This window comes from Bradyrhizobium sp. SZCCT0148, from assembly GCF_018129985.1.
In the GTDB taxonomy this organism is placed as follows: Bacteria; Pseudomonadota; Alphaproteobacteria; order Rhizobiales; family Xanthobacteraceae; genus Bradyrhizobium; species Bradyrhizobium japonicum_H.
The window spans coordinates 16932-32387 of record NZ_JAFCKT010000021.1 but is presented as its reverse complement, the minus strand read 5'-3'; the positions used below and the strand labels follow the sequence as shown (position 1 = coordinate 32387).

General features: G+C 66.0%; 12 protein-coding genes. 8 read left to right on the top strand and 4 right to left on the bottom strand.

From position 1 onward, the window contains the following. The first annotated feature begins 53 nt into the window (after nt 1–53). The 3 genes from JQ580_RS31560 to JQ580_RS31550 are packed head-to-tail and all read left to right on the top strand — an operon-like array spanning nt 54 to nt 2877. Nucleotides 54–1187 (top strand): MlaE family ABC transporter permease, encoded by a 1134-nt coding sequence (locus tag JQ580_RS31560; RefSeq protein ID WP_212284915.1) that lies wholly within the window; start codon nt 54–56, stop codon nt 1185–1187. Between the two features lie 2 nt (nt 1188–1189). Then, nucleotides 1190–1972: an ABC transporter ATP-binding protein gene (locus JQ580_RS31555; protein ID WP_212284913.1), complete on the top strand. Its 783-nt coding sequence runs from the start codon at nt 1190–1192 to the stop codon at nt 1970–1972. Nucleotides 1973–2001: 29 nt separating this feature from the next. Next, nucleotides 2002–2877 carry an MlaD family protein gene (locus JQ580_RS31550; protein ID WP_212284911.1) on the top strand — a complete coding sequence of 292 codons (876 nt, stop codon included), beginning with the start codon at nt 2002–2004 and terminating at the stop codon, nt 2875–2877. 325 nt (nt 2878–3202) lie between these two features. Here JQ580_RS31550 and JQ580_RS31545 read toward each other — a convergent pair whose 3' ends face one another. After that, the gene (locus tag JQ580_RS31545) at nt 3203–8980 is read right to left on the bottom strand and encodes an apolipoprotein A-IV repeat region-like domain-containing protein (RefSeq protein ID WP_212284909.1); all 5778 of its coding nucleotides are present in this window, start codon (nt 8978–8980) and stop codon (nt 3203–3205) included. Nucleotides 8981–9374: 394 nt separating this feature from the next. Here JQ580_RS31545 and JQ580_RS31540 point away from each other — a divergent pair, with 394 nt between their 5' ends. Together JQ580_RS31540 and JQ580_RS31535 are read left to right on the top strand one after the other, a co-directional pair. Beyond that, nucleotides 9375–9749 carry an Hpt domain-containing protein gene (locus JQ580_RS31540; protein WP_212284907.1) on the top strand — a complete coding sequence of 125 codons (375 nt, stop codon included), beginning with the start codon at nt 9375–9377 and terminating at the stop codon, nt 9747–9749. A 164-nt stretch (nt 9750–9913) separates the two neighbouring features. Next, a complete protein-coding gene (locus JQ580_RS31535) occupies nt 9914–10234 on the top strand; it encodes a 2Fe-2S iron-sulfur cluster-binding protein (RefSeq protein WP_092213319.1) in 321 nt (106 codons plus the stop codon). Between the two features lie 60 nt (nt 10235–10294). Here JQ580_RS31535 and JQ580_RS31530 read toward each other — a convergent pair whose 3' ends face one another. Beyond that, on the bottom strand, nt 10295–10762 hold the full coding sequence (locus JQ580_RS31530) for an acyl-CoA thioesterase (RefSeq protein WP_094972381.1): 468 nt from the start codon (nt 10760–10762) through the stop codon (nt 10295–10297). Nucleotides 10763–10945: 183 nt separating this feature from the next. Here JQ580_RS31530 and JQ580_RS31525 point away from each other — a divergent pair, with 183 nt between their 5' ends. From JQ580_RS31525 to JQ580_RS31515, 3 genes are all read left to right on the top strand, one after another. Then, the gene (locus JQ580_RS31525; RefSeq protein WP_212284905.1) at nt 10946–11974 is read left to right on the top strand and encodes an NAD(P)/FAD-dependent oxidoreductase; all 1029 of its coding nucleotides are present in this window, start codon (nt 10946–10948) and stop codon (nt 11972–11974) included. A 107-nt stretch (nt 11975–12081) separates the two neighbouring features. Continuing rightward, nucleotides 12082–12675 carry a DUF2147 domain-containing protein gene (locus JQ580_RS31520; protein WP_212284903.1) on the top strand — a complete coding sequence of 198 codons (594 nt, stop codon included), beginning with the start codon at nt 12082–12084 and terminating at the stop codon, nt 12673–12675. Nucleotides 12676–12999: 324 nt separating this feature from the next. Beyond that, complete coding sequence (locus JQ580_RS31515) at nt 13000–13356, top strand: hypothetical protein (protein WP_212284902.1); 357 nt, start codon at nt 13000–13002, stop codon at nt 13354–13356. Between the two features lie 54 nt (nt 13357–13410). Here the strand turns inward: JQ580_RS31515 and JQ580_RS31510 are convergent, their stop codons facing one another. Then, nucleotides 13411–13680 (bottom strand): hypothetical protein, encoded by a 270-nt coding sequence (locus JQ580_RS31510; protein WP_212284901.1) that lies wholly within the window; start codon nt 13678–13680, stop codon nt 13411–13413. A gap of 170 nt (nt 13681–13850) precedes the next feature. Then, the gene (gene garD / locus JQ580_RS31505) at nt 13851–15392 is read right to left on the bottom strand and encodes a galactarate dehydratase (RefSeq protein ID WP_212284899.1); all 1542 of its coding nucleotides are present in this window, start codon (nt 15390–15392) and stop codon (nt 13851–13853) included. Nucleotides 15393–15456 lie beyond the last annotated feature (64 nt).

Genomic DNA, 15456 nt, shown 5'->3' with positions numbered 1-15456 from the left:
AGGGCGCGTGCGCAACACTCTGATTTTCTCCGCCCCCTACGGGAGCGGACATCTTGAATAGCGATCCGAAGCTCGAACGGATTGCCAAGGGCAATGCGCTGGCACTCTGCGCCACGGGAACCTGGACCGCGAGCTTCGCGCCGGTGCTGGAGCGGATGGTGGCCGACGCCGAGAAACTCGCCGGCGGCCCGCAAAGCATCTTCATCGACGTCTCCGAAGTCGCCAAGCTCGACACCTTCGGCGCCTGGCTGATCGAGCGGCTGCGCCGCAGCCTGACGCAAGGCGCCGTCGAGGCGCAGATCGCGGGTCTCTCGGCGAACTATTCGAGCCTCGTTGACGAGGTGCGCCGGGTCCGGGCGAACCCGGTGGTCGACAGCAGCACGATCACCATCACCGGCATGCTCGAGCAGATCGGCCGCGCCGTGGCCGGCGTCGCCGGCACGGTCGCGGGCCTGGTCGACATGCTGGGCGCGGTGCTCGCCGCGGGCGCGCGTACCCTGATCCACCCCCGCTCGTTCCGCCTGACCTCGACCGTGCATCACATGGAGCAGGTCTGCTGGCGCGCGGTGCCGATCGTGGTGCTGATCACTTTCCTGATCGGCTGCATCATCGCGCAACAAGGCATCTTCCATTTTCGCCGCTTCGGCGCCGATCTGTTCGTCGTCGACATGCTCGGCGTGCTGGTGCTGCGTGAGATCGGCGTGCTGCTGGTCGCCATCATGGTCGCGGGCCGGTCCGGCAGTGCCTACACTGCCGAGCTGGGCTCGATGAAGATGCGCGAGGAGATCGACGCGCTCCGCACCATGGGCTTCGACCCGATCGAGGTGCTGGTGTTGCCGCGCATGCTGGCCCTGGTGCTGGCGCTGCCGATCCTGGCTTTTCTCGGTGCGATGGCCGCGCTCTATGGCGGCGGCCTCGTCGCCTGGCTTTATGGCGGCGTCCAGCCCGAAGCTTTCCTGCTGCGGCTGCGCGACGCCATCTCGATCGACCATTTCATCGTCGGCATCGTCAAGGCGCCAGTGATGGCTGCGGTGATCGGCATCGTCGCCTGCGTCGAGGGGCTCGCCGTGCAGGGCAGCGCGGAATCGCTCGGGCAGCATACGACGTCGTCTGTCGTGAAAGGCATCTTCTTCGTCATCGTGATGGACGGCGTATTCGCCATCTTCTTCGCCGCGATCGGGATGTGACGATGGCAAAAGAAGTTCAAGGCGAAATCCAGAACCCCATCATCCGCGTCCGCGACATCACCGTGCAGTTCGGCGCGACGCGTGTGCTCGACGGCCTCAACCTCGACGTCAAGCGCGGCGAGATCTTGGGATTCGTCGGCCCCTCGGGCGCGGGCAAGTCGGTGCTGACGCGCACCATCATCGGCCTCGTTCCGAAGCTCGCAGGCTCCATCGAGGTGTTCGGCGTCGATCTCGATTCCTCCAACACATCGCAGCGCCGCAACGTCGAGCGCCGCTGGGGCGTGTTGTTCCAGCAAGGCGCGCTGTTCTCCTCGCTGACCGTGCGGCAGAACATCCAGTTCCCGATGCGCGAGTATCTGCGCGTGTCGCAGCGGCTGATGGACGAGATCACCATCGCCAAGCTCACCATGGTCGGACTCAAGCCTGAGGTCGCCGATCGCTTCCCGTCCGAACTCTCGGGCGGCATGATCAAGCGCGTCGCGCTGGCGCGCGCACTCTCGCTCGATCCCGATCTCGTGTTCCTGGACGAGCCGACCTCGGGCCTCGATCCGATCGGTGCCGGCGACTTCGACGAACTGGTCAGGACGCTCCAGCGCACTTTGGGGCTGACGGTTTTCATGGTAACCCACGACCTCGACAGCCTTTACACCGCATGTGACCGCATCGCCGTTTTAGGGAACGGCAAGATCATAGCGGCAGGGTCGATCGCCGACATGCAGGCCTCGCAGCATCCCTGGCTGAGGCAATATTTCCATGGCAAGCGCGCCCGCGCGGTCATGGGTTGAGGAGCTGTGATGAGTAGCCGGAGCACCTGATGGAAACGCGGGCAAACTACGTCTTGATCGGGTCGTTTACGCTGGCGGTGATCGCCGCGGCGATCGGCTTCGTGCTGTGGTTCCAGTCGCTGCACACCACCAAGCAGCGCAGTCCCCTGCGCGTCGTGTTCGAAGGGCCGGCCGCGGGCCTGCGCAACGGCGGCAGCGTCAATTTCAACGGTATCCGGGTCGGCGAAGTGGTCTCGGTGAAGCTGGACAATCCGCGGCGGGTTGTCGCACTCGCCATGATCGAGAACAACGCTCCGATCCGCAAGGACACCCTGGTCGGCCTCGAATTCCAGGGCCTCACCGGCGTCGCCGCGATCTCGCTCAAGGGTGGCGACGAAGCCGCGCCGCCGCCGCCGCTGGACCAGGACGGCATCCCGACGCTGACGGCAGACCCCAACAAGCTGCAGGACGTCACCGAGGCGATCCGCGGCACGCTGCAGAACATCAACAAGATCGTCGCCGACAATCAGGAATCGGTGAAGAACTCGCTGAAGAACCTCGAGACCTTCACCAGTTCGCTCGCCCGCAATTCCGAGAAGATCGACGGCGTGATGGTCAAGGTCGACGGCGTCATGCTCAAGGCCGACAACCTCATGCTCGGTCTCAACACGCTGGCCGGCGGCAAGGACGGCGGCGAACTGTTCCAGGCGGTGAAGTCGATCCGCGAACTCGCCGACGATTTCGACAAGCGCTCCGGCGCGTTGATGGCCGACGGCCGCCGTACGCTGGGCGACATCAGCCGCGCCGTGAACAATTTCGACCGCAACCCCACCCGCGTCCTGTTCGGCGCCAGCAACAGCAGCGCACCACCGCCGCCACCGCCGGCGCCCGAGCCGCCGAGGCAGGCGCCTGCGCAGAGGCGGTAGGGGCAGTCTATCTCCTCATCGTTGCAAGCCAGGTCTCGTGTCCCGGACGCGCTGCAACGCTCTTCGCGTTGTTGCGCAGCGCGGGACCCAGACGGCAACACAGTACCTGCGGAGAGATGGACCCAGGCTCAGCAGCGCACCGCCGAAGGGGCGCTGCGCTGCGTCCGGGGCATGAGAGGAGAGAGGTGCATGCCCTCTCATCCGTCATTGCGAGCGCAGCGAAGCAATCGAGACTGCCTACGATCCCTCCTCAGAGTGACGCGCCCAAACAAAAACGGAGGCCGCGAGGCCTCCGTTCTCATTCGTCACTTTTGCTCTCAGCCAATTACCCCAGCCGGCCCGCCGCGTGCGCGAGCAGCGTGTAGACCAGGCCCGTTTCCGAAGTCAGATGGCTGCGCAGTTCCTGCGGACCGCGGCCGTCGCGGGCCACTTCGTCGAGCAGGCGCTCGAACTCGGCAACGTAGCGGTCGACCGTGCCCTTGAAGTTGCGGTCGGCGCGGTACTTGCGGGCGACCTCATCGAAGGCCTTCTGGCCGGCGGGCGTGTAGAGGCGCTTGGTGAAGGCCTTGTTCTCGCCGCGCTGGTAGCGGTCCCACATCTCCGCGGCGAGGTTGCGGTCCATCAGCCGGCCGATGTCGAGCGACAGCGATTCCAGCGGATTGCCGCCGCCTTGCGGCGCCTGCGGCTGCGGAGCCGGGGCAGCCTGGCGGCCGCGCGGCGCCTCACGGCCGGTCGGGGCGCCCTGATTGGCGTCTGTCCGGTTGAGGAGGTCCGACAGCCAGCCGTCCCGGCCCTGGTCGTTGCCGGCGGGCGCGACCGGCGGTGCTTCGGTGCGGCGCGCGGCCGGCATGCCGAGGTCCGGCGGCGGCAGCGTCGAGGCGCTGCCGGTGTCGCGCATCCGGGTCTCGGTGGCGCGGGCACCCGCAGCCGCCATCACCGGCTCCTCCTGGCGATGGACGGCGACGGACGCGCGGCCCGTCGTGGTGACGTCGAGGCCGCGGCCATGCTGGGCCACGATGCGGTTGAGCTCGGCGAGGGCCTCGATCTGGTCGACGATCACCTTGCGCATCTGCGCAGTGCTCTCGGCGGCCTCCTGCGGCATCTCGAGCACGCCGCGGCGCAGCTCGTTGCGGGTGGCTTCGAGCTCGTTGTGCATCTCGAAGGCCATCTGCTTCATGCTGGCGACGAGGTTGGAGAACTTCTCCGTCGACTGCTTAAACATCGCATCCGCTTCGTCGGTGGTGGTGCGGTAGATGTCGTGCATGGCCTCGATGGTCTGACGGTGCTCCTCCTCCGAGGCCACGCGCACCGCCTCGAACTGGCGGGTGATCGCGGCCGAGCCAGCGCCGGCTGTCTCGGCGACGACGCGAGCGATGTCGCGGGCACGCTCTTCCGCAGCCGCCAGCGATTCGTCGAGCAGGCCGGTGAAGCGCGACAGCCGCTGGTCGAGATCGGCCGTGCGCAGGTCGATCGTGGTGACGAGCGATTCCAGCGCCTGCTTGCGCTCGGCGAGCGAGGCGGTGGTGTTCTTGTTGCTCTGCTCGACGACTTGCGCGGCGTCGACCAAAGCCTTGCCGTGCGCGTCGAACTGGGTCGACAGCTCGCCGAGGTCCTGGAGCGCCTTCGTGGTCTTGCTGTTGAAGACATTGAGCTGCTCTTCCAGGTTCTGCGTCGCCTCGCCGTTGCGCGAGGTGACGTCGTTCATCGCCGAGACGAAGTCGGCGACACGCGTCACCAGCGCCCGCTCGAGCGAGTTGAGGTTGTCGTGCGCACCGGTCAGCACCTCCTGAAGGAGGATGTTGCCTTCGCGCAGACGCTCGAACAGCGCCACCGTGTCGGTACGCAGGATCTTGCTGGTCTCCTGCATCTCGGTGACGGCCGCGATCGAGACCTGGCGCGACTGGTCGATCGCCGAACGCGAGGCCTGCTCGAGGTCCTTGAGGGACTTGCTGACCGCCGTCGTGGCGATCTCGCTCGCCGCGTTGATGGTGCGCGCGACTTCCGAGCCGTTGCCCATCATGGTCTGCGAGAACGCATGGCCGCGCGTCTCGATCGACTTCAGCGCGTCCGAGGTGACGCGGTCGATGTCGAGCGTCAGCTGGCTGGTCTTGGAGCCGATCGCGTCGACCAGGGAGCCGCGCTTGGCGTCGATCATGTTCGACAGGCGGTCGGCCTGCTGCTGCACATAGGTGACGATCTCGTCGGTCTTGCCGGTCATCGCCTGGCCGAAGCTGGAGCTGGCGGCGAGCACCGAACGCTCGACGTCGGACGAACTCGTCTTGACCCGCGAGCTCGCCTCGTTGGCGGCGGTGATCAGCGCGTTCTGGGCGTTGAGCGCGCTGGTCTGGATGTCGTTGGTCGCGTTCGCGGTGGCTGCGCTCAGCGTGCGCTCGATCTCGGTCGAGATCGTGCGGATCTGGTTCGCGGCGTCCGCCGAGGTCGAGGTCAGCGAGATCTGGGCCTCACGCGCGCTGCCGAGGATGGCCGAGGCGGTGTCGGCGCCGACCGCGGTCAGCGTGCGCTCGATGTCCGTGGTCAGCGACTTGATCTGGCTGGCCGCGTCGGTCGAGGCGGAGATCAGCGTGCCCTGGGCCTCGCGCACGCCGCTGGTGAGCGCCTCGATGGTGGCACCGCCGGCGGTTGCCAGCGCGCGCTGCATCTCGGCCGCGAGCGAACGAACCTGGCTGGTCTGTTCGGCCGAAACGGTGAGCAGGGTGCTCTGGGCGTCGCGGGCGCTGGAGGTGATCGTCTCGGCGGTCGACTGGCCGACCTGCGAGAGCGAACGATGCACTTCGGCCGCGAGCGACTTGACCTGGTTGGCCGCCTCGGAAGACGCCGTGACCAGCATGTTCTGGGCCTCGCGCGCGCCGGCGGTGATGGTCTCGGCGGTCGAGGTGCCGGCCATCGAGAGCGAGCGCTGCACGTCGGCGGTGAGCGATTTGACCTGGGCCGCCGCATCCGAGGAGCCGGCAACCAGGGTGTTCTGCGCCTCGCGCGCGCCGGTGGTGAGGATCTCGGCGGTCGAGGTGCCGGCCATCGTGAGCGAACGCTGCACGTCGGAGGAGAGCGCCTTGATCTGGTTGGCGGTCTCGCTCGAGGCCGCGATCAACGCGCTCTGCGCATCGCGGGCGCCGGCGGTGATCGATTCCGCCGTGGTGGTGCCGGCCAGCGACAGCGAGCGCTGCACGTCGGCAGTGAGCGTCTTGACGTGGTTGGCCGCATCCGACGACGCCGTGACGAGGGTGGTCTGCACCTCGCGGGCGCCGGCCAGGATCGAGGCTGCCGTCGCCGAACCGGCCGCGGACAGCGTACGCTCGACGTCGGCGGCAAGTCCCTTGATCTGGTTCGAGGCCTCGCCGGAGGCGGTGACCAGGGTCGACTGCGCTTCGCGTGCACTGGTCAGGATCGAGTTTGCCGCGCCGGTACCGACCGCGGTCAGCGCCTGCTCGACTTCGGCCGAGGTCATCTTCAGCTGGGCGTTGACGTCGGAGGAGACCGTCATCAGCGACTGCTGGGCGGTGCGTGCGCCGGTCTGGATCGTCTCGCTGGTGTTGACGACGAGGTTGGTCAGCGAGCGCTCGGCGTCCTCGACATGCGAGCGGATCGCGGTCGAGATCATCTCGGCGCGGGACATCATGTCCTCGCTGGCCTGGCGGCCGCTGCTTTCGATGCGGCCGGCGACGGCCTCGACGCGCGAGCCGAGCAGGTCCTCGAACTGCGCCACGCGCACGTCGATGTCGTTGGCGACCGAGCCGACCTTGGTCTCGATGGCCTGATGAATCTCCTGGAAGCGCGCCGTGACCGTGTCGGTGAGATGCGTGCTGCGACCGTCGATCATCTCGGTGACGCCGGTGATGCGGCGGTCGACCGCCTCGATCGCCTGCGCGGTGCCGTCCGTGAGGGTCGATGTCAGCAGGGTCAGACGCGTGTCGATCGACTGCACCGCCTGTGACGCGCCGTTGGTCACCGCCGTGGAGAGGTAGGTGAGGCGGGAGTCGATGGACTCGAGCGCCTGGGTTGCGCCGCCGGTGAGCGTCGTCGTGAGATGGGTCAGTCGCGTGTCGATCGTGTGGATGGTCTGGGATGCGCCATCGGTGAGCGACGTCGTGAGGTGGGTGAGGCGGGAGTCGATCGACTGGATCGCCTGCGTGGCGCCGTCCGTCAGCGTCGTTGCCAAGGTGTCGAGGCGGTTGTCGATCGTTTCGGTGACCGACTTCGCGCGGGTGTCGAACGACTGTTCCAGCGCGGCGACGCGGCCGACGAGCTGCTCGTCGAAGGTCTTGATGTGGCCTTCGATCGTGCCGTCGAGGCTGGCGATCTTGCCGTTCAGCGAGGTGTCCAGATTGCTGACGCGCTCGCCGATCGTGGTCTCGAACTGTACCAGGCGCTGGTCGAGAATGGCTGTGATCTCGCCGCCGTTGGCGGTGAAGCGGGTGTCGAAATTGTCGACATAGGTCTTCAGCGAGTCATGGATGTCCTGCGTGCGCTGGCCCATGCGCTCGACGATCTCGCCGCCGAAAGTCTTAACGGTGCGGTCGAATTCGGAGATGTGGCGCGTGATCAGCGCGCCGAGCGTACCGGAGTCGCGGGCGAACTTCTCGACCAGCTCGGTGCCCTGGTTCCGCACCAGCTCGTCGAACGCGCTCATCTGCAGCGACAGCGAGTCGTGTGCGGTCTCGGTCTGGCTGACGACCTTGGCGACGAGGGTGTTGACGGTGGCGTCGAGAGCCTCGCTCGCCTTGTCGCCGCTCGTCAGGATCTGGCCGGCGAGGCGGTTGCCGGCATCGTCGATCTTCGCGGAGAGGTCGTTGGAGCGCAGCTCGAGCTCGAGCAGCAGCGAGTCCGAGGAGTTCTTCAGGCTGTCGTGCACCTGCTCGGTGCGCTCTGAGATGCCGTCGACGATGGCGGCGGAGCGCTGCTCGAACTCGCCGGTGATGCGGTCGATGCGCTCGTTGAGCATCTCGTGGACGCGGTCGGCGAGGTCGACGAACTCGTCGTGGACGTGGCCGGTCTTGAAGTTGAGGCTGGTGGTCAGCCGCTCGCTGGCGTCGAGCACGGCGCGCGTGGTCTCGTTGCTGGCTTCCTCGAGGCGGTCGAGCAGGTCGCCGCCGCGCTCGCCGAGCGCCAGGATCATGTTGTCGCCGGCGTTGCTCAGCGCGCTCGTGATGTGCGCGCCGCGCTCTTCCAGCGCGCCGGTGATGGACTTCGCGACCTCGTCGACGCGCGAGGCGATCGCGTCCGAGATCAGCGCGATGTCGTGGCGCAGATCGATCTGCACGCCGGAGATGGCGCTGCGGACCTGCTCGGCCTGGCCGACCAGGTTGTCGCGCTGATGCGCGATGTCCTGCAACAGGGCGCGGATGCGCACTTCGTTGTCGGAATAGGCCCGTTCGAGCGCGGCGACCTCGTTGGCGACCAGCGTCTCGAGTTCGCCGGCGCGCGCGATGGCGCGCTCGATGCCGTCGCCCATCGCCGCGACCTCGCGGCGGATGGCCTGGCCGACGGTGACCATGGAATCGGAGGCCGAGCCCTCGGGCTCGGAGAAACGGATCGCGACCTGGGCCATCGCCTGCGCGACCGAGCTCATCTGCTGGCCGCGCCAGACCAGGCTCGCCAGGAAGTAGAACAGCATGATGGGCGCGAAGAACATGGTGACGAGGCCGGCGATCGCCAGCACGCCGCCGCTCTGGCCCATGGCGGCCTGGATCGAGGGCAGGAAGCCGACGGTCAGCGCGGCGCAAGCCGCGAGCCAGATGACGGTGAAGATCGTCGCGCCGGTGTAGATGCTGCGGGCAGGGCGACCCGTCTGCAACGCCTGGAGCAGCTGGCCGATGGTCTCGCGGTCGTCATTGGCGGCGCGGCGCGAAGCGCGCGGCTCCTCGACCGGGTCGAACACGTTGGCCCGTTCGTTGGCGGCAGGACGCGGTTCGAAGCTCGGCTCGTCGAAGATCGGGGGCGGCGGCGCCATCGAAGGCGCGGTTTCGTTGCGCACCGCGGCGTTGCGGCTGGTGTCGGCAGCCGTGTCGCTGATGTTCAGGGCTTCCTGGATCGCAGAAAGCGCAACTTCTGTGGGGTCTTTGACCTTTTTCGGAGTGTTCGCCATGTTCAGTCCGAGCCCTCGTTACTTGTACGCGTCCCCCGCGAGCCCTGCGCGCTGCGCAAGCCCACAGACCGGATCATGCCGCTCGCGCGGATCTCCGAGCCGTCCCCACCCGGACGGCTTGTCCGCCAATTTCCGAAACATCCTATTGGCAGAGCATCGCGAATGAAATGCCTGCGATTAAGACATTCTTAATCATCGTTAACAGGATCGCGGTGTAACGCCTTAGCAATAAATGCAATTCTCCACCGGACTCGGCCGATTGCGGCAACTTTTCGTCAATAAGCCGGCAGATTTGCGTTCAAGACCCCAAACAATTCGTTAACCATTTCCGTGCTTGGGTGAGGCGAACGTGCCGCCGATCCGGCGGAACCGTCGCGCGATGCCGGGGCCTGCGATGACGCCTGAACTGCAACGGATGGACTGGATGCCTTCGCCCCCGCTCGCACCCATCGACAGCCCACTCGACCTCGACCATCTCTCCCGGATGACGCTCGGCGACGCGGAGCTGGAGCAGGAGGTGCTGGCCATGTTTGCCGAGCAGGCGGTCCGGCTGGTCGCGACAATGGCGGCGCTGCCGACCGAGGCCGCTGTATTGGCCCACAAGCTCAAGGGCTCGGCCCGCGGGATCGGCGCTTTCGCGGTAGCGGATGCCGCCGCCAGCCTGGAGATCGCGATCCAGACCGGCCATGATCAGCGCCACGCCTTCGCCGCGTTGAAAGAGGCGGTGACCGAGGCCCGCGCCGCCATCGAGGCGATCCTGAAGGCTTGAGGCCACGCCGCCGGGCCCGACCGTAGTCTCTTGTTTTGACGCGTTTTCTTCCCGCAAAGCGGGATTCACTTCGCGCTAAAACCCTATGGCGCCGGCCTTATCGACCCGTTATAGGACAGCCCGGACCCTCCTTCATTCCCAGCACCGCGGCAGCACGAGCACACATGGCCAAGATTCACTTTGTCGACCACAAGGGCGAAACCCGCACGGTAGAAGTCGAGAACGGCGCAACCGTGATGGAAGCCGCGATCCGCAACAGCATTCCCGGCATCGAGGCCGAATGCGGCGGCGCCTGCGCCTGCGCGACCTGCCACGTCTATGTCGACGAAGCCTGGCGCGAGAAGGTCGGCGGCCCGACGCCGATGGAAGAGGACATGCTCGACTTCGGCTTCGACGTGCGCCCGAACTCGCGCCTGTCCTGCCAGATCAAGGTCTCCGACGAGCTCGACGGTCTCGTCGTGGCGACGCCGGAACGCCAAGCCTGATTCCTGCTAGCCTTATTTCTGCAGGCCTGAACCTTGCAGGCCTGCCTGCTCCGAGCTGAATCAGATGTTCGGCGTCGCGACCTCGATGCCGCGCTTGTGCCAGGGTCTGAGCTTCTCGACGATCTCCGCGCTGAGCGGCGCCGGCCGTCGCGTCGCCTCGTCGAGCATGACGCCGACCGACATCGCCGAGGCGATGCACTTTCCTTGCGAGAACACGACCTGCTCGAAGGTCACCGATGTCCGTCCGAGCTTCACCACGCCGAGGCCGAGCTCGATCGTGTTCGGCCAGTGCAGCTCGGCGCGGAAATGGATGTCGAGCCGCACCATGATCCAGGCGAGCCCTGGCGGCGTCAGTCCGTACTCGGGCAGTTTCATCAGCGTGACGCGGCCGGTCTCGAAATAGGTGGCGTAGACCGCGTTGTTGACGTGCTGGTTGGGATCGAGATCGCCGAAGCGGACGTTGTCGCTGAGGCGGAAGGGATAGTCCTCCAGGCGTGGCGTCGTATCGAGGCGGCTTGGTGCGTTCACCGATTGATCTCCGTCATATCCTTGCTCGTTACAGCCCAGTTATCATGACCCGGCAAGGGGGCGCGGCTGCGGGGCGCTCCCGCTTTTATGCCTTCCCTGATCCATCCCCGTTGGCTAGACAGGCAGGGTCACCTCTGCCCGCGGGGCGCCGTCCAAACCGATAACGACCGATAAAGAGACGACATGAGCGATGTGATCAAAACCGACGTGCTGATTATTGGCGCCGGCCCCTGCGGTCTGTTCGCCGCTTTCGAGCTTGGCCTTCTCGACATGAAGGCGCATTTCGTCGACATCCTCGACAAGGTCGGCGGCCAGTGCGCCGAGCTCTATCCGGAAAAGCCGATCTACGACATTCCCGGCATTCCTCAGGTCTCGGGGCAGGGCCTCACCGACGCGCTGATGGAGCAGATCAAGCCATTCCATCCGACCTTCCATCTCGGCGAGATGGTCGAGACCGTCGAGAAGATCGGCGATCCCCTGTTTCGCTGCACCACGGATGCGGGCAAGGTGTTCGAATGCAAGGTGCTGGTGATCGCGGCCGGCGGGGGCTCGTTCCAGCCCAAGCGTCCGCCGGTGCCGGGCATCGAGGCCTATGAAGGCACCTCGGTGCATTACGCCGTGCGCAAGATGGAGACGTTCCGCGACAAGAACGTGCTGGTCGTCGGCGGCGGCGATTCCGCGCTCGACTGGACGTTAAACCTGCATCCGATTGCGAAGCGCATCACGCTGTTGCACCGGCGCGACGAGTTTCGCGCCGCGCCGCACAGCGTCGAACAGATGCGCGCGCTGGTGGCCGGCGGCAAGATGGATCTCCGGCTCGGCCAGGTCACCGCTCTCTCCGGCGCCGAAGGCCAGCTCGCCGGTGCCACCATCAAGGGCAACGACAACAGTGTGACGGAGATTGCCTGTGATACCATGCTGCCGTTCTTCGGGCTGACCATGAAGCTCGGTCCGGTCGCCAATTGGGGCATTGCGCTGGAGAACAATCTGGTGCCGGTCGAGACGTCCGCGTTCGAGACCAATGTTCCCGGCATCTTCGCGATCGGCGACATCAACACCTATCCCGGCAAGATCAAGCTGATCCTGTGCGGCTTCCACGAGGGCGCGTTGATGTCGCAAAAAGCCCATCGCTATGTCTATCCGGAGAAGCGGCTCGTGTTCCAATACACGACCTCGTCCTCCAGCCTGCAAAAGAAGCTCGGTGTCAACTGACTGCGGCGCGCCGGGAAGGCAATGCCCCATGTTTCTGGCGCTGGAACCGTTCGCGAAATCGCCGTAGTCTGCGGCCATTCCGGTCGTGGAATAACAAGGTGATCTTAATGCGTAATCTTTCCAGCTCTCGGCTGCTTGCCTTTCTCGCGCTCGCATTGTCGCTCGCGATGGTAACGCCGTCTGCGGCGCAGCCCGCCGAGCCCACTGCGGCCGGCCTCTGGCAGAAGGTCGAAGACGGCAAGACGGTCGGATGGTTTCTCTTTATCGACCACAACGGCGTCTTCGAAGGCGTGATCGCAAAGACCTTCCCGCGGCCCGGCGACGATCCGAACGAGGTCTGCGCCAAGTGCACCGACGATCGCAAGAACGCGCCGGTGCTCGGCATCTCCTTCGTCCGCAACATGAAGCGCGAGGGATTGAAGTACGAAGGCGGCAACGTTCTCAATCCGCGCGACGGCCAGATCTGGAAGGCCAACATGAAGGTCAGCCCTGACGGCCAGACCTTGACCCTGCGCGGCTATCTCGGCATCTCGCTGCTCGGCAAGGACGAGACCTGGACGCGCCTGCCTGACACCAACATCGCCCAGGTCGATCCCGCCATCGTGGCGAAATACCTGCCCGCGCAGGCCCCGGCCGCCAAGTCGGCCCCCGCGGCGAAGAAGGGCGGCGGCATGATGATGGCGCCGGCGCCCAGGCAGTAGGCGTGTTCGTCGAACGCCTGGCCGCCTGATCGGCCATAGCCCCACACATCGTCGTCATTGCACGCGCAGGCGGGGAAGGCGGCAAGTCGGCGCCCGCCATCTCCGCCGAAAGACCAATGCGCCGCGGGCGGGCTCCAGTAGTTGCCCGGAATGCATGCTGGCGCCGGATTTGCATAGCTATCCGCAGAGCTGCTGGGGGAATGAGTCGCTGCCTCCACGCCTTTCGTGCAAGCTGCGGAAGGCGGGCAGTGCGCATTGTCCCACGCGGTAATCATGTCGACCCGCGGAGACGATATGCGACTTCCAAGATTGCGATCTGCAGGATTGCGACCTGCAAGACTGTATGCGGCGCCTATTCTGGGCTTCGCCGCGCTCGTGACGACATCGGCACTGGCGCGCGATGACGGACGTTACGCCAACTCGCCGCTAAAGCCCTGGTTCGAGAGCCTGCACAGCGAGTACGGGCAATGCTGCACGGATGCGGACGGCTATGTCGTCGCCGACGTCGATTGGGAGTCCAGCCAGGGGCGCTACCGCGTGCATCTCGACGATGAGTGGGTCGTGGTGCCCGACGGGGCCGTCATCACCGAGCCGAACAAGATCGGCCGCACCATGGTGTGGAAGCACTATATCGACGGCCATCCGCGGGTGCGTTGCTTCATGCCGGGCAGCATGACCTGACAACGCTGACGGCGCCCGCATCCGATGCAGGCGCCGCAAGCGATTTCGAAAGGCTCAGCGCGCTTCACTGCCCGAACCGGCGCTCGCGAGCCGCTTCACGCGCGGCGACAGCACCGAAACCTGCGCGGGCGAGGCGGGCATGTCGGCGACGATCATCGAGGGCGCAGTCGACTGCTCCTCGACGCCGGCGCCGCCGAGCACCTGCACCTGCGTCGCCGAGATCGGCAACGACTTCACTTCGTAAGTGGGCAGTTCGCTGGAGAAAGCACCGGTCGAGCTCGCAATCACCGCGCTGGTGACGGCAATCATTGTGAGAACACGCATTGGAAAATCTCCGTTGAAGATGTCAATCGGAGGTTTGGTCGTGACGGTGCAGCAGGAGGTTCGCTCGTATGCGGACATTCGTGTGTCCGCAAACGAACCGATTGATTGCGTGATGCGACAGCACGAAACGATGACGAAGTTTTCGTCGCGATTGTTTCCGGACGGTTTCGCTAGGTCACCGGAGCCGGATTGAACAGCGTCAGGTCGTTGTGGATACCCCAGCGGTCCGACCATGGCTTGGTGCGGCCGGAGGCGACATCGAGGATGAGGCGAAACAGGTCCCAGCCGGTCTCCTCGATGGTCTTTTCGCCGGTGGCGATGCGGCCGGCATCGAAGTCGATCAGGTCCTTCCAGCGCCGTGCAAGCTCGGTGCGGGTCGCGACCTTGATCACGGGCGCGGCCGCAAGGCCGTAAGGCGTGCCGCGTCCGGTCGTGAACACCTGCAGCGTCATGCCGGAGGCGAGCTGGAGCGTGCCGCAGATGAAGTCGCTCGCCGGCGTTGCCGCAAACAGCATGCCCTTCTGCGTCGCCCTCTCGCCGGGCGCGAGCACGCCGGTGATCGCGGACGAGCCGGACTTGACGATCGAGCCCAGCGACTTCTCGACGATGTTGGCGAGGCCGCCCTTCTTGTTGCCGGGCGTGGTGTTGGCGCTGCGGTCGGCGCCGCCGCGCGCGAGATAGGAATCGTACCAGGCCATCTCGCGCACCAGCGCGCGGCCGACGTCCTCGTTGATCGCGCGTCGCGTGAGCAACTGGATGGCGTCGCGCACCTCGGTCACTTCCGAGAACATCACGGTGGCGCCGGCGCGCACCAGGAGGTCGGCGGCAAAGCCGACGGCGGGATTGGCGGTGACGCCGGAGAAGGCGTCGCTGCCGCCGCATTGCAGGCCGATGACGAGATCGGAGGCCGGGCAGGCCTCGCGGGTGCGCTTGTTAAGGATCTTCAAGCGGGCTTCCGCCTGCGTCATGATCGCGTCGACGATCGCGCCAAAGCCGTCGAAGGCTTCGTCCTGCATGCGGACGATGGCGTCGCTGACGCCCTCCGGCACCAGGCGCTCGGGTGCGAGCTTTTCGCATCCGAGGCTGATGACCAGGATCTCGCCGCCGAAATTCGGATTGAGCGCGAGGTTCTGCAGCGTGCGGATCGGCACGATGGCATCGGGGGCATTGATCGCGACGCCGCAGCCATAGGCATGTGTCAACGGCACGACGTCGTCGACGTTGGGATACTTCGGCAACAGCTCGGCGCGGATGCGCTTCACGGCATATTCCATCGTGCCCTTGACGCATTGCACCGAGGAGGAAATGCCCAGAATGTTTTTCGTGCCGACCGATCCGTCAGGATTGCGGTAGCCTTCGAAGGTAAAGCCGTCGAGCGGCGGCAGCGGCGCGGGGACCGCGGTCGAGATCTCGAGCTTGTCGAGGTCAGGGGCCTCCGGCATGCGGATGCGGGCTTCGTCGACCCATTCGCCGGCCAGGATCGGGGCGAGCGCGTAGCCGATGATCTCGCCATAGCGGATGATCGGCGCGCCTTCCGCGATGTCGACCAGCGACGTCTTGTGTCCCTGCGGCACGAAGGCGCGCAGCGTCAGGCCGCTGGCGAAGCGCGAGCCGGCCGGAAGCCCGAAATCATTGACCACGATTGCGACATTGTCGCGCTCGTTGAGCTTGATGTAGCGCGGCTGCTCTTTAGCTGCGACGTCCTGGTCCATCTGCGCTTGCCTCCGAAGCCGTAGGGTGGGCAGGGCGCAACGCGCCGTGCCCACCATGCTTCAT

What these genes read in the sequence shown, in the direction of transcription:
- JQ580_RS31510 (WP_212284901.1), bottom strand. Translation starts at nt 13,680, where the DNA reads ATGCGTGTTCTCACAATGATTGCCGTCACCAGCGCGGTGATTGCGAGC.
- JQ580_RS31525 (WP_212284905.1), top strand. Translation starts at nt 10,946, where the DNA reads ATGAGCGATGTGATCAAAACCGACGTGCTGATTATTGGCGCCGGCCCC.
- JQ580_RS31545 (WP_212284909.1), bottom strand. Translation starts at nt 8,980, where the DNA reads ATGGCGAACACTCCGAAAAAGGTCAAAGACCCCACAGAAGTTGCGCTT.
- garD (WP_212284899.1), bottom strand. Translation starts at nt 15,392, where the DNA reads ATGGACCAGGACGTCGCAGCTAAAGAGCAGCCGCGCTACATCAAGCTC.
- JQ580_RS31535 (WP_092213319.1), top strand. Translation starts at nt 9,914, where the DNA reads ATGGCCAAGATTCACTTTGTCGACCACAAGGGCGAAACCCGCACGGTA.
- JQ580_RS31520 (WP_212284903.1), top strand. Translation starts at nt 12,082, where the DNA reads ATGCGTAATCTTTCCAGCTCTCGGCTGCTTGCCTTTCTCGCGCTCGCA.
- JQ580_RS31555 (WP_212284913.1), top strand. Translation starts at nt 1,190, where the DNA reads ATGGCAAAAGAAGTTCAAGGCGAAATCCAGAACCCCATCATCCGCGTC.
- JQ580_RS31550 (WP_212284911.1), top strand. Translation starts at nt 2,002, where the DNA reads ATGGAAACGCGGGCAAACTACGTCTTGATCGGGTCGTTTACGCTGGCG.
- JQ580_RS31540 (WP_212284907.1), top strand. Translation starts at nt 9,375, where the DNA reads ATGACGCCTGAACTGCAACGGATGGACTGGATGCCTTCGCCCCCGCTC.